We start from the raw sequence: 17635 nt of genomic DNA on the forward strand, positions 1-17635 counted from the left end.
TCCTCCCTTCCGTAATCACAGACCCAAACGTCTGCTTACTGTTTCATTTGTTCTTCCGTTCCGACCCACTTCCAAAGGCCATTCTCCGGTGCTGTTTTTTTACACCCTTTATGTAACATTCTTTTTCTGTACATATCTGAGTTTAGTATATACTCAAATGTGCCAAAGTGTCAAGATACTGTATGAAATCCTCTATTCAATTTGAATAAAAGAACTCCATTCAAATCAGAATAATTAAATGCACTTTCTATAGAAAGTGTCTTTTCGGCTTGTCTAATGTGTGACATTGTTTTAACAAAAATACACTCGTCCGCATCCGAAAAACACAGCACTGTTTCCTGCGGATTTTACGCAGATTTTACAGTTTATCCTATTATATTTCATCCACAAAAATATTTCAACCGATAGCACCTGACAAATTTTCCCACAAAAGAAAAGCACAGGAAGCCTCCTGCGCCTTTCTTTTTCTAATGAAATTTTAATCTTTTTAGCCGATAAATAATGCCACCATACCGAGTACCACAGATGCCGCCGCCAGCAGCTTTGCCGCCAATGCTGCATTTTTGCTCTTGCCGCAAAGCCGCACCAGAACCGCCACAACCGCCAATGCACCGAAGCCCCACGAAATCATCTGCTCCTTAATCTGATTGGTGGCATATCCTGTCGCTGTCATCCATGCGATAAACATCCCCAGAAGTGCCATAAAGTAAAACACAATCTTCTGCGCCCTTTCTCCCTTTAAAAGAAACAGGAGCAGCAGCCCAACTACGCTGATGATGCTCATTACCATAAATAAAATCAATAATAATCCTAATGCCATAAGCCATTCCTCACTTTCTTGTTGCCTTGTTTTCTTTGATGAATTCATCATAGCATAGGATTCTAAAGAAATCGGGCAGGAAATTCTAAAGAATTCTGAAGTTTTAATCGAAATCACTTTTCTGAAACAGGCAGGGTAATCTCAATCTGAAATTGCTTTTCGTCCAAGGAAACCGTCACCGCTCCGCCATAGCCGGCGGTAATTCTGCGGATGCTCTCCAGTCCGATTTGGTTGCTTTCTATCTTCTGCGCCGTCTGCCGCACTGTGTTTTTCTGTAAAATCCGTAAGGTGTCCACTCCCCTGTCCATTTGCAGCAAAACAGGGTGTCCACTGTCCGCATATTTTTCCACATTAGAGGACAGATTATCGAAAATCCGCAGGATCTCCTGCATATCCCATTCTGTCCGAAAATCGGTGCAATTCTCCATAGAAATCTCGCAGGAAAAGCTGTCCTCCAGAATTTCCTCCCATTCTCCTGCAAGCTGCTCCATCAGCAGCCTGCCGTTTTCCACCGGCTCCACATTGCGCTTACTGCCCTCCAGCAGGCGGTCTGTCATGTCCTTCATCTGCGCTGCCTTCTTCCGCACCAGCGAAAAATATTCCCGTAATTCCGCATCTGTGTACCCATCCTTTCGGCTCATATAATCCGAATAGGATAAAATTGCCGTCAGCGGCGTGCGGATATCATGCGAAAGGTCGCGAATCATGCGCTCCCGCTCTGCCTGCAGTGCCATTTCCTGCTGTCTGAGCCGCCGCTCCGTTTCCGAAAGAAAATTGATATGCTCCGCCAGCTCCGTCAGCTCATTCGCCTCTCGCAGCGGAATGGTATCCTCCAAGCGGTGTGTGCGCAGGGCATCCACCCCTTGTATAATTTCCCTCAGATACGCCAGCTTTTGCCCCAGCAGGAACAGAAACAGCACCAGAAACAGAATCACCGTCGAAAGCAGGCTCACACTGCGAATCCATGCTCGCAATGTCAGCCATTGTCCCTCTGAGGGCTGCAGGTTGCGCTCTGTGAAATAGGTTTCGGAAATGGAATTTGCCGTCAGATATAAAAAGCCCCAGAAAAACAGCGCAATCACCGCCGTAATCAGCAGCAGTCCCAGAATCTCGCGCGAAAGCCGCTTTGTTTTTCTTCCATTCTCATTGGTCAACATAATACCCCCGTCCCCACGCCGTCTTGATATATTTCGGGTTTCTGGAATCATCCCCCAGCTTCTTGCGGATATTTTTGATATGCACCATAATCGCACTGTCGCCAACGGCATCCTCTCCCCAGATGCTTTGATAGATATTTTCCAGGGAATAAATCTTCTTTTTATGCGTCACAAGAAGCTCCAGAATCTGAAACTCCGTATAGGTCAGCGGAATCATTTCCCCCTGTCTGGAAACAGAGCGGCTCTCCGTATCCAGAATCAAATCCGCAAAGGGAATTTTCTCTGTCACCACAGGCGCTTTCACGCCGCTGCTTCGCCGCAGAATCGCCTTCACGCGCATCAACAGCTCCATATTGGAAAACGGCTTTACGATATAATCATCTGCCCCGACAGAAAAGCCCATCACCTTATCCGATTCTGTGGAATACGCCGTCAGAAAAACAATCGGCGCATCAAAGTGCTTGCGAATTTCCGCCGCCGCAGGGAATCCCGATACCTCCGGCATATTCACATCCAGAATATATAAATCAACCTCCGCCGCCGCTTCTGCGATCGCTTCTCTGCCATCTTCCGCAGTCAGCACCGCATAGCCCTCGCCCTCCAGCAGCAGCCGCAAAATATCCCGAATTTCCTTTTCATCATCTGCAATCAAAATACAATATTTCCCGTTCTTCATGCGCTCACCTCTTTTTCTCCAGTATAGCATAAGGACGGCAAGCCTAAAAGGAAAAGCCGCCGTCCTCAAAATATTTTTATTCTTCTGTTTCTGTCTGCTTTTTCTGCTTTCTGCCCTTTTTCAGCTTCACAGCACCGAAAATCACAGCAACCGCCGCAATGCCTGCCATGCAGACAAACAGCAGCGTCTTTTTCGCTGCACCCTCGTAGCTGATGCAAAGCGTACCTTCCGTACCGTCAATCTTGCAGACCACATATTTCCCACGATTCTTCGTATCTAATTCCTTCCAGTCTTCGCCGTTCTTCTGCCAAACGGAAACCTTCTCCTTATTCTCATTCAAAAGACGCAGGGTGGTTTTTTCCGTATCGGAAAGGTCTCTGTCCTCCAGAATCACATCATACACAACCGTCTTGCCCTTTGCCTGCGCAGGTGCCGCTTCCTCCGCATTTGCAAAGATATGCAGCTCTGCCTCATCGGTATAGTCACCATCCGCCAGCGCAAGGGACATCTTACCGCTTTCGTTCTTTTCCATGCTGGAAACAACCGTAACATAAGGCGTATATGCACATTCGATTTTGATATCGCCCTGTACGGTATCGGTTTCAAACGCCGCCCATGTGCCGAAGCTCCCCTTCTTTTCGGGAATATCCGGCAGCTTGATGCGGCTCGTTTCCATGCCGTAAGGCACCTCCTGGGTTTCCACTGTTTTGCCGTCCGCAATAAAGTTTACGGTAAAGCTGATAAAGCGCTTGGGAATTCCGCTGATTTCCTTCATAGCCTCATAGGAAATCGGCTCCGCCTTTCCTGCATAGCTGATGCCGTCCACTGCGCCCAAATCCTGCTCTGCGTAATAATTACCGCGCAGGCTGTCGGTATCCTCCGCACCGCCCAGCACAACGCCTAGCTTTTCGTCCCCGTCTACGGTCGCAATGACGCAGGAATCATATACATTTTCGCCCTTGCCGGCAATGCCGCCGACATATTGTCCGCCGGTCATGCTGCCCTTGGCATAGCTGCTGCGAATCGTGCCCTCGCTGAAGCCTGCAATGCCGCCGACATAATTGCCTGTTGTGCTTTCCGCCTCTGCGTAGTTTTCACAACGATATACCGTACCGCTTTCCGCATAGCCGACCACGCCGCCGACGCAGTCCTTCTTACCTGTAATCTTGCCGTCATTGATGCAGTCCTGCAAAATCACCTTCATGCGATAGGTAAAGCTCAATGTTTTTGGATGTGCAATATCATCCTCCGGGTCAATCGCAAGGTCAATCGACATCGCACCCGCAATACCACCTGCGTTGCGGTCGCCCTCAACCTCGCCGTAGTTATGGCTGCTCGCAATCTTTCCCTGCTTCGTGCGGTTGATTTCCTCATCGGAAACATCAATAAAGATATCATCCAAATCCTTATCCGCGCCATCCCGCAAATCATCTATTTCGTCAAACAGCAGATTCATAATCTTCTGGAACTGATCGCTTATGCTGCGGATATCCGCCGTCAGGGTCTGTCTGCCGCTTTTCAGAGACTCACGCAGCCCCTTCAAATCATCCGAGATATCTCCCATGGAATCAAACAGCGCATCGCTCGATTCCTGAAAATCATCCCCCAGCTTCACAAAGGTTGCCGGATCTTCATTCGCCAGATCCGAAATAATATCACTCATATCACGCATGGAATCCGCAATGTTTTCCGTTGTATCAGCAATATCATCCAAGGCATCCTGCGCGTTGGTAATGGTTCTTTTCAGCCTTCTCTGCACAATATCCGCCGCATCCTTCACATCATCCGGCAAATCCGCCAGAAGCCCTGCAAGCTCCTTCTGCTCCTCCAGAAGCTGCCGCTGCAATCCCATCATCTGCTGCAGGGTTGCCGTAATCTGCTGCATGATTTCCCGTACCTTTTCCTGATCGCCTGCGGCAATGGCATTCCTGAGCGCCTTCTGCTCCTGCAAAAGCGTCTGTGCCGCCTGTGCAAGCTGCCGCTGTGTCCGCTGCATCTTCTCTACCTGCGCTTCCACATCCTCCAGACCGTCAATCTCAGGCAAATCCTTTTTCAGCGGAGAAAAAGCATCGCCTAAATCCTGCATATTCTTGCCTAAGTCCTCGATTCCATCCGACAGACCATCCATCGGGTCCTCCAGCTTTCGCATGGTATCGGAAAGCAGTGCCGTCCATGTATTGATTTCGTCAATATTATCATCTGCAAAATCCTGCAGCTGATTCTTGACCTCTCTTGCGCGGTCGCTCGCCGTTTCGGAATGGTCGGACATCCCGTTCAGGTAAACCTCAACATCGTCCCCCAGACCATTGGTATCATCCAGAAGCTGATTTGCCATATCATGCAGAATATCCAGATTATCGCGTACCTCGTCCAATCTGTCCGCCGAGGTATTCAGCCAGAGATACGGCTCTGCCTGCCCGACAATCCCGCCGATATCCTTTCTTCCGTGTACCGCTGCGTTGTTGTCGCAGCCCAGAAGATAGCCGGACTGTCTGCCTGCCACACCGCCGATATTATAACCGACATGCGGATAGCCAACCTCGCCATAGTTGTCGCAGCCCTGCACCACGCCATCGCTGAAACCGACCACGCCGCCAATATCCGTATAGGTCAGATTGCTGCGCTCGGTGTTCTCCTTTGAAATTCTGTATTTTTCCAGAATTGCCGCCGCATCTGTATCAATGTCGGAAAGCTCCTGCTTTTTTTCCTCGTATTCGGTATTGACATCCGCCTCATTTCTGCATTCCGCCAGAAAACCGTTGTTTTCGCCTGCAATGCCGCCGACAGACAGCTCACCGTGAATTTCGCCCGATGCACTGCATTCGCGCACCTCGCCTTTATTTTTGCCGACAACACCGCCGACCGTATCCTTGCCTTCCACTGTACCGTCAAAGCTGCATCCCGTAATCGTGCCGTTGTTTTCACCGACAATACCGCCGATGCTGCTTCTGCTGCCGCCGGGGGTTACGTTCCCCTCGACCTTTAGGTTTTTCACAACGCCACCCTCCGCAACATAGCGGAATAAGCCAAGCTGAGAGCCATCCTGCTCCAGATTCAGCCCCGAAATCGTATGCCCGTTGCCTTCAAAGGTGCCCCCGAAAATCGGGATGGGTGAAAAATTCACGCGTCCCAAATCAATATCCGCCGTCAGCACAACGGTTTTCCCTGCCGACCAGCTGTCCAAGGTACAATTTTTCGCAAAGCGGAGAAAGTCCTTTCTCGTGGAAATCGTCACCGTATTCGCCGCATAGATATCCACGGGAGCGCTGCCGCAAAAGAGCACCGCAGCCGCCAGAACGGCAATTCCTTTTTTCAGTCCCTTATGCACCTTCCACCGCCTCCTTTCCGATTGGCACGTTTTCTTTCTTCTCCTCATTTTCCTCCTCATTCGCCTTCTTTTCCTTCCTCTCCGGCTTCTTGAAGGAGGTCTTATCAATGATGAAATCACCCAACAGCAAAAGCTGCGGCAAAATTCCCATAACCAGCAAAATAGAAAGCAGTGTCCCTCTGCCTAAGCAGATACCGATACCGGAAATCGCCCCATCCGAAGAAAGGAACCCGATTGCCGTACCTGCCGCCGCAAGGATACTCCCTGAGGTGAAAATCGTCGGGAACGCCAGATTCAGCGACTGCTTCATGGCCTCAATCTTCGGCATCTTCTGACGCAGCTCCATATAACGGTTCGTGATAACAATCGCATAGTCAATATTCGCACCCATCTGAATTGAGCTGACAACCAGATAGCTCATGAAGAAAATGGGCGTGCCGCGCAGGGTCGGGTAGGTAAAGTTCATCCATACACTGCCCTGAATCACCAGAATCAGAATAAACGGAACCCCCGCCGACTGGAACGTCAGGAGCAGAACAATCATAACGAACACAATCGAAAGGATACTGATTAGGGTATTATCCTCCCCAAAGGTTGCGGAAAGGTCAAAGTTGCTTGTCGCATTGCCGACCAGAAGCACATCATCCCCATAATAATTCTGCGCCGTTTGTCTTGCCTTGTCCAAAAAAGCAAAGGTTTCCTCGCTCTCCTGCGATACATTCAAATCCATAACCAGACGGCTGTATTTTCCGCTGTTCAGCTGGTCCTTCCCGTCTGTCAGCTCATCATAGAGGTCATCTAAATCCTTCTGCTGCTCCGCATCCAGAGAAACTGCGCCGTCCTGTATCTCATCATAAATAAATTCAAACATATCAATCAGAGGTACCCCATAATGGTCGATACCGCCCACGATATGCCCGTATTCCTCCTGATCCACCGCATACGCCGTATACAGCAAATCCACCAGCTCAATATCAATATCGGCAAATTCCGCCAGCTCTCTGGGTGTCATCTTATCCCCCAGACGCAGGGTTTCGCCATCCTTTTCCTCCGCCTCCGTGGTCGCCAGGCTCGTAACCGTATCCACCTCTGGCATTGCCTCCAGCTCCTCCGCTAGCTGCTGCTCCTTCTCATAATCCCCACTGGGAATCAGCAGTGCAAGGATATTCGATGCCGTAAAGGTATCCTTGATTTTTTCCTCCGCAATCTGCGAATCATTCTTCGTATAGGTCGTCAGATGCTCATAGCTGTATACATAAGGGCAGTTCTGCGAAATCAGAAAGGACGCAATCAGGCAGACTGCAAAAATAATCGGTGTTACATGGCGCAGACGAATGACAACATTCGTAAAGCCTGTAATATTCGGCACAAAATTTCTGTGATGTGTGCTGTCGATTTTGCTGCTGAAGGAATACAAAAGACCCGGCATCAGCGTGAATACAGACAGAATACTCAGAATAATCGCCTTAATCAGCACCATACTCATATCCAGACCAATCTGGAAGTGCATAAATGCCATCGCAGCCAAGCCGGAAAGCGTTGTCAAGCAGCTGCCGGAAATTTCGGGAATTGCCTTGCAAAGCGCCGCAACAACGGCATCCATCGGCTCGCTACTCTCTCTTTCTTCCATATATCTGTGGCATAGGATAATCGCATAGTCTATCGCCAGCGCAAGCTGCAATACAATCGCAATGGAGTCCGAAACGAAGGAGATTTCCCCGAACATAAAGTTGCTCCCCTTATTCAGAATCGCCGCCGCGCCAAAGGTCATAATCATAACGGGCACTTCCATATAGGTACGGGAGGTAAACAGCAGCACCGCCAGAATAATGCCGCAGGTCAGCACCATAACAACATTGATTTCCTTCGCGATGGTTTCCGCCTTGGTGTTGCCCAGCTCCGCAGAAATATACGCATCATAGTCCTGCATTTCCGTTTCGATTTTATGTAAGGATTCCTCACAAAGCGGATCGTCGTTCTCTCCGTCAAAGGTAACAGAAAAGAGCGCCGCCCCATCCACATAATGCTTGGTTGTATCATCAAAGGTGATGGATTTCACCCCTTCGATATCCTCCAGAGTATCACAAAGCACCTCCGCATCGGCATACGAAATGTTATCCACCATAACCTCCGCCGTTGCATAGGTAATAAATTCCTCATCCATCCGCTTGAGGCCGCGGCTCGTTTCCGTATCATCCGCCAGATAGTCCGTCAGCGTGTTGTCTACCGAAACCCATCCTGCGGAGAAGCAACAAAAAACCGCCAGTAAAATATAAATCAAATAAATCGCCTTGCGTTTTTCTACAATAAAACGGGCGATACCTTCCAGTCTGTTTTTCTTCTTTCCATGCTCTTTCGTCACATATATCCCTCCGAAGTCATTGAAATCTTTGAGAAAGTGTCTCTGCACCTGTATACTTTACATAAGTAATTTAACTTATTTTTGTTTTCCCGTCAATATTTTTGATAGGATTTGTCGGCTTTGAACGCTTTTATAACAGAATTTTAATCCCTTTCGGAAAAAATGCCAAGTAAAAAATCCCCAAAACACAAGGTTTTGAGGATTTCTGTAAATGCTTTTTGAAACGCGTAATTATCTCTTTGTTAACGTTTTGATAACAAGAAAAGCCCAGAAATAGGGGATTTGTGCATGACAGTGTTGCATATGTGTTGTATACGGTTAACTGCCCACACATTCCCAGAACTACTCATTACTTTAACAAAGAAAGGACTAATACTATGAAAATACATTTTGCTTACTACAACCTACTTTATCGGCATAATGTTATTTGCTTCTGCTAAGCTATCACAAAAAGCAAGCACTGAATCAAGGATATAATCCTCTCTCATAAAATCCAATAACATTACACTTCCAAGCTGTGAAATATGCTTTGCTATTGATGGATAATAATCTTTTATTGTTTCAATTGTGTCACCATATTTTGCTATTGCCTTTTTCTCTCCTTTCAATGCGCCAGTTACAATTGTTTTATTATTCGAATAGCCTCGCCAAGTAAACTCTCTGTATCTCATATAATTCTGTGTAGCAAACTTGGTTAATTCATATGCATCTTCAAGAGTATCATCTTTTGTTAACTGAACTCTATAATATGCACGAGAAAGTGCGCCAAACATAAGACCACGTCTTCTACCCTGCCCAAACAACCAGTGGTCCGCAATAATCTTCTTTCCACTTTCCATAGGCATCGCCTGTATTGTTGCCGCATAGCATTTTTCCAGAATAAGCCACATCCAGAATCTTTCATCTCCTAAAACATGTTTAGGCAAACAACATAGATGCTCATATAAGGTTATTGCGTTATCTACATCAACCTTTGAATAATCGCCATCTCCATCTACTTCTAGTTCAAAATCTTCAATAGGATATTTTTTCTCTACAAAACACTCTTCTGGGAGCTCTGCGATAAATGAGCTACTATCTGAAGGATTTTCTTTTACAATTTTAGTGAACTTATCTAAATTCGCTTTTATTGTTGCTAAAGCTTCATCAGTGAGAAACTTAACATTAATTTTATTCATTTTCACTTACCTCCTCGCCATTAATTGCTAGTTGATAAAAATCCTTAATGCTTTTATCTGTTGATTCATTCATCAACAATTGAGCTAGCTCAAAACAATTTATATTACTAAAATCTTCTGCCTCCAGTTCCTTTCGCTTCACGAAAGCATATCTTTTCATTACTGACTTAAACCACTTTTTATCATCGCAAATTTCATCAATAATATCGCCTTCCGAAAAACCATTTTGTATTTCTTGAAGGCAACCTGCAAGTGCTGGAATAACAAGGTTTGCGAAAAATACGCTATTATACATACTATAGTTTTTCATAGTATCATAAATACTATAATCTTCCGGATTAAGATAAATGACTATCTTATTAGGCTCATCATTGTATGTTACGATTCCTTCGGCATCATCCTTCTTTACTATTGTAAATATTGATGACATCTTGTTATCATTACTTTCATCAATATCTACTCTAAATTTTATGCCATCGTCGGCAGCTAAAACATTTGAAGGATTAATATGGAAACTATAGCCCTCGTAATCGTCAACAAAATCAGTACTAGTAAATGCACATATTTCTTTTGTAGCAACTAAATACGCCGAAATTGTAACGATATTTGCAAAATTCGTAATCGGAATTTTCTTTGTTTGAGGTGATTCTGTTATTTCAAAGAACTCCCTGTACACAGTATTAGAGCACTCAACCTCACATATAGCTTTTACAAAGCCGTCAGCATATAATTCCTTTAATTCTGGATTATCCAAGTAGAACGAGATATTTTTTAATATAAGGTTACCATTAACAATCATCGGAATACCGTTATCCATTTCGAAATCAAAACAGAATTGAGTTGTTTTATAATCAGTATTACTATCCTTATCCCTCAGCAAAGGATATGGAAAAACTTTATTACCTATAAGCATTCATTATCACCTCACTTGAAAACATGCTTTTTCTATTAGTTGTGTATTTCACAACATAAGTAACGTCTTTAGATAATTTCATTCTAACCTTGCCATCTTCTATTCTGCATGGTTTTCCATCAACTTCAGCGCTAATAATATCAAGCGTATAAGTATCACTACCATCTCCACACATTTTTAATTCAAGTTCAAAATCTGCCTCATCGTGAGGCGCAGTAAATCTAAAATCATATCTTCCTGCCTTTTCATCAACAACGATATTTTTATACTTTATTCCTCCCAGTTTAACCTTTTTAAGAATAGGTTCATTACCTGTAGCTGTACCACGACCACCCTGGTCATTTGGATCATCATAAGGATTATCTTCTCCTCCACCACCAGTGTTTTGTTTTTTACCATCATCTCCATCATCCGTTAAAGAACCATTCTGATGTTTAAATGCATCATCATCTTCATTGGCTTTTTCTTTTTTAGGATTTGCGGCTTTATTTTTACGAGCCTTAGTAGTACGAACAATATCCTTTTTTATTGTCTTCACTTCAACTTCCATATCTCCATCCTCTGTTGAAGGCAAGAATTCACCAGCCCCAAGTACATCTGTTTTCTCAGAGCTATCTGCCAACATTACTTCAGTAACAAACTTTCTTATTTCTTCACGAAGTAATCTTTCAGCGTTTCTTGTTTTCTTTTTCAGAGGTTTATCATCATTAAGTCTATTAAATTCCCAATCAGTATGTTGAGGGTTTTCAACGTCTCTTAATAACGAATTGATTTCATTATCTCCTATAATACACATTGCAGAAAACGGAAGCTTACTCAAGTTGTCAGACATCTTTATCTTCATATATGGATATCTCACATAAACACATTTTTGAGTTGCCATGTCACTGTGATTTGCATCATACTTTTTTACATACACATCAACTTTCCCAAGCTCATCAAGGTCAATAGTTTTCTTGACGATATCCTCGTCGTATAATAAGGCAAATTGTGCCTGAATATCTCTATACAGCCTCTTTCCACAAACTCTCTTCAAATTTATGTCATTTATGAGTTCAGGTAATGTTTCCTTTGAAACAGTAATATCATCAACATCTATGATAAGAGTTTTTTCAGTAATTGCTACCATAAAACTCTCCAAAAGTTTTGAAATGATAGACCATTTCCAATCATTTTCAGAGCTGAAACCAATTATATATACATCGGTACCGTAGTTACCTTCTTCTCTTTCAAATTCTGGATCCAGCAATAGCTCCTCTAATATTGGCTCCTTCTTGTCATTTCTTGAAAAATATGCAATTCCTTGTGTCATAAGTCCATCAGTCTCAGGAATAGGAGCAGAACGGAGTTTAGATACACCTATATATCCGCGTTCATTATCCTTATTGTAAGTCGAATAAAATACTGTGTTTATATTGCTATTTACAAACGCTGCATACTTTCCAATTCCCTTTGAACCGCCTGCACCACTACCTTTATATGAGATACCAGAGCCTTTAGTTAACAAATAAAATGGCTTTTCAGCATCGTTAGATAGAACTCCTTCAAGTCCTGATGTATAAAAATCACTAATTCTAAGACATTTTATCTTCTTATCATGTGACCTCTCCAACATTCGTTTAAGCGGCACAGCTTCTTTGGGCAGTTCTTTCTTATATTCATAACACGCTTCAATCATCTCAGAAAGTTCATCTATTCCTGGTATAGCATCATGCTCAACTTCAAATAGCTTATACTCCATTTTGGTATAAGATGAATTATAACGTGCATCATTTGAATTCTGTCCTGTTTCACGAGCCAAAGCCTCTTCAGGTTCCTTCTTAAAAGTCTCAACATCACCATTATCCAAGCCTACCTCTGGACCATAGTCATTATTCGGACTTCTCCATTTCTCGTCAGTCATGTTATGTGCCTCCTCTACAATCTAAATTTTTTCTTTGTTGCTTGCTTAGTAACAAACCTATTTCTTTGTATTTCTAATTCCTGTTCAATTGCAGAAAAAATTGTTTTTACTTGTTCCTCAGAATACGAATAATTTGATGTGTTTGAGAGATTACCCAATAAATGCAACATATCAATTATTTTATTAGTTCTATTTTCAGCCAGACGCTTAAAGTTTTCTTCTTTTTGGTTACTCATACTGTCACCTCCATGTACATACATTATCATCTTTTAGTACATTTGTCAAATATTGCGCAGATATATTTATTATTTACTAGTTGATTTTATAAATGCATTATCATTTTTTATATATTGTAAATATGAAGGTGGTACAACCATTTACCGCTAATACAATTTTCACTATCTGAACATGTTCTGAACTTACACTCGTTAGAGTGTGTCCATATCGCGCAAACTCAAAAAAAATCCCGGAAACATATTGTTTCCAGGATATAATTTCTAATATTATATATTTGATAGCATTTGTGTGTCCTAAAAATTCCAAAATCAAGAAATTTATATATGGTAATGAGTATGCTATACAAAGCCCAGAACTCTCCTGGACATCCGTTTTTTAATTGACACATTCCATATAGTAATTAATCCCTACCAATTGTAATTCATTATATACTTTCCCAATGAAAATACCCATATCAAATAAATAGTAGTCCACACTGTAACTCTCAGTTTATTTGCGAGATGCTGTACGAATCTTTCAAAAACTGAATCTGTATTATATGACAATAATCTTATTCTATTTCATTTATAATTCTAAAAGTTTCATTTTTATCCTTTTATCACCTACTTAAATATGTCTTTCATAACCCTCTTCTCCATATCATCAATACTGTAAATCGTATCCATGACCTCGAATGTCTCTCTCAGATTACCTCTGGCACTCTTCCAGCCAATTCCATCTGTAAACCACACAAATGTAAATCCATCTATTGTATCAGCCTCCTGTGAAAGCATCTTATAACTTCTTGCAGTTTCATTAAGTTTAGAACCTCCTCCACCGTAAAAGTTTGTCTCAATAGCATAGATCATCTTGTCAGTCTTAATTACAAAATCAAATCTTTTAGCTGCTTTTCCCTGATTTGAAAGTGCCGACAAATCAATATTCCATTTTGTCTCAATATCCTTTAAATACATCTCTTTAAAGTAATTCTCGTTCTTTTTAAAACCTGCTGCCACAATATACTTCTCAACCAAATCTTCCATTTGATGTCCACCACGATTTTTACGTCCATTAGAATCTAAACCTGTTTCAATACCCAGTGCATAATCTACCAGATTATTTACAAGATGATTTGCTATCATATCAAACAATCCTGTTTTGCTCATAAATACCTTGTATTGCTCTACCTCATAGTTCATAGTTTTGAAATTGTATAAAAATGCTCCATCTTCATCCTGTGCGTATATTTCGTTACTCCTGACTGCAAGTAATAATGGTATACATTTTAATGTTTCCGGATATCTTGTCACTACCTTTTCAAACTCATCTTCTATATTCTTTGATCCAATTAATGAATTCAAAATGTTGAGTTCTACCTTGATTTCATCAACATTCTTAATGACCTTTTCAAAATCTATGTAATAATCATAGCTTGAAATACTTGGTCTGAATTTACTAAGCCATTCGTCAAAATTCCTATTTGTCATTTAGTACCTTCTCCAGTCTTTTCTTAGATATTTCCATATATTCTTCGCTTACATCTATTCCTATGAACTTTCGTCCATATCTTACTGCCTCTACCCCGGTAGTTCCTGAGCCACAGAAAGGATCCAAGATAACTTGTCCTTCCTCTGTCGATGCAAGTATTATTCTTTCCAACAGATATTCTGGTTTCTGTGTAGGATGCTTTCCCTCCACCTTCTCAGATGGCTTTGTCAATGAGCCTGTCCAAACATCCTTCATCTGCTTTCCATCATTCATTTCTTTCATTTTCTGATAATTAAAAAAATGCCGAGACTTCTTATCATTCTTTCTAGCCCATAAAATGGTTTCTGTAGAATGTGTGAAGCATCGACATGCTAAGTTTGGCGGTGGATTTGTTTTCTGCCATGTTATGTTATTAATTATCTTGAAGCCCTCCTGCTCCAATGCCATACCAATTGAATATATATTGTGTAATGTTCCTGATATCCATATTGTGCCATTTGGCTTTAGTACTTTCTTACATAACCTAATCCACTTTCTATTAAACTTATGTTTTTCTTCGACACCGGTTCCACTTTCTGAAAGTTTATCCCATGAGCCTTTATTTACTGAAACCATCTTTCCACCTTTACATGTAATCCCATCATTACTTAAAAAATAAGGTGGATCAGCAAATATCATATCCACTGATTCTGGTTCCATTTTTGTTAGAATTTTAAATGAATCACCTACAACCAACTGTGATTCATCCGTCTCAAAGTATAATGGCACTTTCTTTGTAAATAAGTTATCCATTATATTTCTCCTCGTCTTTAGAGCTAAATGTTAATCTCTGCCAACAGAGACATTAACACCATTTAATAATTACATATTATTACTTCTTCTCCTACCCTATTTGATGCATCAGAGTTAATCATACGCTTAACACTTACAACATCTATCTTATAATCCTTATTTCCATACAACTCATTTATCAACTCCGTATTATGATTTGTAAGCATGCAGTAGCATCCTCTGGCAGTTAATTCATCATAAAGTTTCGCTAATCGCTTGTGACTTTCTATATCAAACCCTTCTTTTGTGTAGGATTCAAAGGATGTAGGATTCAAAGGTGCATACGGACTGTCTATAAATACAAAATCGCCTTTCTTTGCATTCTTACAAGCCTGTTCAAAATCACCATCTATAATAGTTACTCCCCTAAGATACTCTGATGTAGCTATAATAACATCCTCATCAACGGAAACCCTGCGGCTGTTATTATATGGAACATTGAACAATCCCTTGCCATTCACACGATATAATCCATTAAAACAATGCTTATTTATAAATACAAATAATGCTGCCAGCTCTACATCATATTCAGACCGCATAAGCTTGTCATTATAATGTTCTCTGATAGAATAATAATACTTTTTCCCATCTTCCCACATATCATTATCCAGCCTGTTGACCTCTATCAGAAAAGCATCAGGTTCATTACATATTGTTCTGTATGTGTTAATCAAAGCTTTATTTATATCATTAATCAGAGCATTTGCAGGTAGTAGATCAAATATTACAGCGCCACCACCTATAAACGGCTCATAGTAATCATTATATTTTTCAGGCATTCTTTCTCTTATCTGCGGAATAAGCTGACGTTTTCCTCCAGCCCACTTCACAAATGGAGCGACACTTGAATTACTCATTTTGATTCCTCTTCTCTAGTCACTAAGTGACAAAATCCCATAAATTTATTATACTTGCTAACACAGAAAATAACAATCAAAACTTTCACTCCATGTAAATCCCATATACTTCCATTATTTCTCAAAGACAAATATATACTCATGTGCAAGAAGCAAAAAATTATTATTCTGTTTTTCCCAGTAACCAGTAGATTTACAATTATGCTGTTCTTTTATAATTATTTCTTTGTTGATAAATCCAGCACGCAAAAAACACTCCATCATACGAAACCCTAATGGAACAACTTTTCCACATTTTCTTATATCACCAATCATAACAGCACACATCTTTCCCTTTTTCAACACACGATATGCTTCATATGCCACCTTATCCATTGCATCTATGAATGACTTTACTCCCAACATGGAAATATCCCCTTCTATGCCTTCTCCGTACTTTATGATATCAGCATATGGTGGATGAGTGCAGATAAAATCTATATGAGCATCTTTGATAAAATGCAATTCTGCTGCATTTCCCTCTCGTATATATATTTTTGAACTTGTATCACATTGGAATTGTAAATTTGTTTCTGAAATTGAAACTGACTGCGGATTAATATCTATACCTACCGCATTACGACCTAGTAGTTTTGCCTCAACCAGTGTGGTTCCACTACCCATGAATTGATCTAAAATCCAGTCACCTGGTTTAGAATATCGAAGTATCAGATTTCTTGGTACATATGGTGACCAATTTCCCCGATACTTTCCTGAATGCGTTGCCCAACTTCCTCTGTCTGGAAACGACCAGACTGTTGTTGGTTCAAGCTTGAAATTATTTGGTTGTAAACTTATAAGTCATGCCCCCTTTTCATTTCCATTGGCTGAAGTATTCTGAAACACCCTCGATACCTTTTATCATGAATGCTCTCATAACATCATTTTGAAACTTAATTTTATTTTCATCAGAAAGGTTATTAAAGTCCTGTTGTATCTCTTGAATCTTATGTGCTGTCTCTATTACAAATTTATCATATTCATATTTTTCTTGAAATGAATCCATTATAATCCCCACCTTCCATCAATCATATATATAAGTTTACCTCAACTCAGTTAAAAAAGCCATCTCTTTTTTCTTTCACAATAAGTGAATTTTTATCTTGTTCATAGCATGAGATAATATTCACAAATAGTGAAAGAGGTATAGCTATGCATTTTAATAATGATACTGACCTATATCGTACTATAGGTTCAAATATAAAATATTATAGACAACAAGCTAATTTAACACAGATGCAGCTTGCAGAAAAGGCTCAAATCAGTATCAGTTATCTTTCTAAAATTGAAGCTTCTGGTTGTGATAAAAGTCTTTCCATATCTGTACTTAATCAGATTGCAAATGTACTCAATGTTGAAATCAATGACTTTTTTAAGGAGGAGGAGACAAATGCCAAGACAAGCTAATCGCTTTGATGGCGGAGCTAACACCAATAGAAATGGACTCCATTTCGAACAAACAACATCCCTAAATACAGCATTACAAAATGCCGGATTTATCATTGCCAATCATTTTGAAGTATATGATAGAAACCAGTTACTAGGTTACTCTATAAATCAAGATGAATTTTCTACAATATTTTTGAGACAAAATGGAATTAATGACCGAGCCATCAACTCCAAACGATGGAAGCCTGATGAAGCTTTTATAAATGAAATTGATAAAACTGTTTACATTATTGAAAAAAAATTTCAGCGCACTAGTGGTTCAGTTGATGAAAAACTCGCAACATTCCCATTCAAAATCAGAGAATATAGACGGCTTTTAGATCCTATTGGTTACGATTTGAGACTATGAGAAAAAGTCTGTAAATAAGATTCTTCTATGATATGTGAGGGTGGTAAGCCTGAAAATCAGGCTTCTCAC

At 41.2% G+C, this 17635-nt stretch carries 16 protein-coding genes; 2 read left to right on the forward strand and 14 right to left on the reverse strand.

Going from position 1 to position 17635, the window contains the following annotated elements; all coding sequences use genetic code 11:
• Positions 1–487: 487 nt before the first annotated feature.
• The 14 genes from GPK49_RS03450 to GPK49_RS03515 all read right to left on the reverse strand — a co-directional run bounded on the left by GPK49_RS03450 (position 488) and on the right by GPK49_RS03515 (position 16774).
• Positions 488–820 (reverse strand): hypothetical protein, encoded by a 333-nt coding sequence (locus tag GPK49_RS03450; RefSeq protein ID WP_016407789.1) that lies wholly within the window; start codon positions 818–820, stop codon positions 488–490.
• A gap of 113 nt (positions 821–933) precedes the next feature.
• Positions 934–1977, reverse strand: a complete 1044-nt coding sequence (locus tag GPK49_RS03455; protein ID WP_215676749.1) for a histidine kinase dimerization/phospho-acceptor domain-containing protein — start codon at positions 1975–1977, stop codon at positions 934–936.
• Entirely contained in the window at positions 1964–2653 is a 690-nt protein-coding gene (locus tag GPK49_RS03460) for a response regulator transcription factor (RefSeq protein ID WP_215676750.1), read from the reverse strand. The genes GPK49_RS03455 and GPK49_RS03460 overlap by 14 nt, the downstream gene beginning before the upstream one ends.
• 76 nt (positions 2654–2729) lie before the next feature.
• Positions 2730–6029, reverse strand: a complete 3300-nt coding sequence (locus tag GPK49_RS03465) for a GLUG motif-containing protein (protein ID WP_215676751.1) — start codon at positions 6027–6029, stop codon at positions 2730–2732.
• Complete coding sequence (locus tag GPK49_RS03470; protein ID WP_215676752.1) at positions 5974–8343, reverse strand: MMPL family transporter; 2370 nt, start codon at positions 8341–8343, stop codon at positions 5974–5976. The genes GPK49_RS03465 and GPK49_RS03470 overlap by 56 nt, the downstream gene beginning before the upstream one ends.
• A 404-nt stretch (positions 8344–8747) precedes the next feature.
• Positions 8748–9521 carry a DUF6339 family protein gene (locus tag GPK49_RS03475; RefSeq protein ID WP_118362460.1) on the reverse strand — a complete coding sequence of 258 codons (774 nt, stop codon included), beginning with the start codon at positions 9519–9521 and terminating at the stop codon, positions 8748–8750.
• Positions 9514–10434 (reverse strand): hypothetical protein, encoded by a 921-nt coding sequence (locus GPK49_RS03480; RefSeq protein WP_215676753.1) that lies wholly within the window; start codon positions 10432–10434, stop codon positions 9514–9516. Before GPK49_RS03480 ends, GPK49_RS03475 begins: the two co-directional genes overlap by 8 nt.
• Entirely contained in the window at positions 10421–12337 is a 1917-nt protein-coding gene (locus GPK49_RS03485; RefSeq protein WP_215676754.1) for a hypothetical protein, read from the reverse strand. Before GPK49_RS03485 ends, GPK49_RS03480 begins: the two co-directional genes overlap by 14 nt.
• Positions 12338–12351: 14 nt before the next feature.
• Entirely contained in the window at positions 12352–12573 is a 222-nt protein-coding gene (locus GPK49_RS03490; RefSeq protein WP_118362457.1) for a hypothetical protein, read from the reverse strand.
• A 603-nt stretch (positions 12574–13176) separates the two neighbouring features.
• Positions 13177–14040 (reverse strand): type II restriction endonuclease, encoded by an 864-nt coding sequence (locus GPK49_RS03495; protein WP_215676755.1) that lies wholly within the window; start codon positions 14038–14040, stop codon positions 13177–13179.
• Entirely contained in the window at positions 14030–14833 is an 804-nt protein-coding gene (locus GPK49_RS03500) for a DNA-methyltransferase (protein WP_117714979.1), read from the reverse strand. Before GPK49_RS03500 ends, GPK49_RS03495 begins: the two co-directional genes overlap by 11 nt.
• Before the next feature lie 62 nt (positions 14834–14895).
• On the reverse strand, positions 14896–15729 hold the full coding sequence (locus GPK49_RS03505) for a Dam family site-specific DNA-(adenine-N6)-methyltransferase (protein ID WP_215676756.1): 834 nt from the start codon (positions 15727–15729) through the stop codon (positions 14896–14898).
• Between the two features lie 114 nt (positions 15730–15843).
• Positions 15844–16566, reverse strand: coding sequence for a DNA methyltransferase (locus GPK49_RS03510; RefSeq protein WP_215676761.1), 723 nt, complete (start codon positions 16564–16566; stop codon positions 15844–15846).
• A gap of 16 nt (positions 16567–16582) precedes the next feature.
• A complete protein-coding gene (locus GPK49_RS03515) occupies positions 16583–16774 on the reverse strand; it encodes a hypothetical protein (RefSeq protein ID WP_118362452.1) in 192 nt (63 codons plus the stop codon).
• Positions 16775–16920: 146 nt separating this feature from the next.
• On the opposite strand from GPK49_RS03515, the gene GPK49_RS03520 reads away from it, so the two are divergent.
• On the forward strand, positions 16921–17175 hold the full coding sequence (locus GPK49_RS03520; RefSeq protein ID WP_215676757.1) for a helix-turn-helix domain-containing protein: 255 nt from the start codon (positions 16921–16923) through the stop codon (positions 17173–17175).
• A complete protein-coding gene (locus tag GPK49_RS03525; RefSeq protein ID WP_215676758.1) occupies positions 17159–17566 on the forward strand; it encodes a hypothetical protein in 408 nt (135 codons plus the stop codon). Before GPK49_RS03520 ends, GPK49_RS03525 begins: the two co-directional genes overlap by 17 nt.
• The last annotated feature ends 69 nt before the right edge of the window (positions 17567–17635 follow it).

This window comes from Clostridium sp. MCC345 (genome assembly GCF_018785345.1).
Lineage (GTDB): Bacteria > Bacillota > Clostridia > Lachnospirales > Anaerotignaceae > Anaerotignum_A > Anaerotignum_A faecicola.

Excerpts from the sequence above, each read along its gene's own strand:
- GPK49_RS03450 (WP_016407789.1), bottom strand. The coding sequence starts at position 820 with ATGGCATTAGGATTATTATTGATTTTATTTATGGTAATGAGCATCATC.
- GPK49_RS03455 (WP_215676749.1), bottom strand. The coding sequence starts at position 1,977 with ATGTTGACCAATGAGAATGGAAGAAAAACAAAGCGGCTTTCGCGCGAG.
- GPK49_RS03460 (WP_215676750.1), bottom strand. The coding sequence starts at position 2,653 with ATGAAGAACGGGAAATATTGTATTTTGATTGCAGATGATGAAAAGGAA.
- GPK49_RS03465 (WP_215676751.1), bottom strand. The coding sequence starts at position 6,029 with ATGAGGAGAAGAAAGAAAACGTGCCAATCGGAAAGGAGGCGGTGGAAG.
- GPK49_RS03475 (WP_118362460.1), bottom strand. The coding sequence starts at position 9,521 with ATGAATAAAATTAATGTTAAGTTTCTCACTGATGAAGCTTTAGCAACA.
- GPK49_RS03480 (WP_215676753.1), bottom strand. The coding sequence starts at position 10,434 with ATGCTTATAGGTAATAAAGTTTTTCCATATCCTTTGCTGAGGGATAAG.
- GPK49_RS03485 (WP_215676754.1), bottom strand. The coding sequence starts at position 12,337 with ATGACTGACGAGAAATGGAGAAGTCCGAATAATGACTATGGTCCAGAG.
- GPK49_RS03490 (WP_118362457.1), bottom strand. The coding sequence starts at position 12,573 with ATGAGTAACCAAAAAGAAGAAAACTTTAAGCGTCTGGCTGAAAATAGA.
- GPK49_RS03495 (WP_215676755.1), bottom strand. The coding sequence starts at position 14,040 with ATGACAAATAGGAATTTTGACGAATGGCTTAGTAAATTCAGACCAAGT.
- GPK49_RS03500 (WP_117714979.1), bottom strand. The coding sequence starts at position 14,833 with ATGGATAACTTATTTACAAAGAAAGTGCCATTATACTTTGAGACGGAT.
- GPK49_RS03505 (WP_215676756.1), bottom strand. The coding sequence starts at position 15,729 with ATGAGTAATTCAAGTGTCGCTCCATTTGTGAAGTGGGCTGGAGGAAAA.
- GPK49_RS03515 (WP_118362452.1), bottom strand. The coding sequence starts at position 16,774 with ATGGATTCATTTCAAGAAAAATATGAATATGATAAATTTGTAATAGAG.
- GPK49_RS03520 (WP_215676757.1), top strand. The coding sequence starts at position 16,921 with ATGCATTTTAATAATGATACTGACCTATATCGTACTATAGGTTCAAAT.
- GPK49_RS03525 (WP_215676758.1), top strand. The coding sequence starts at position 17,159 with ATGCCAAGACAAGCTAATCGCTTTGATGGCGGAGCTAACACCAATAGA.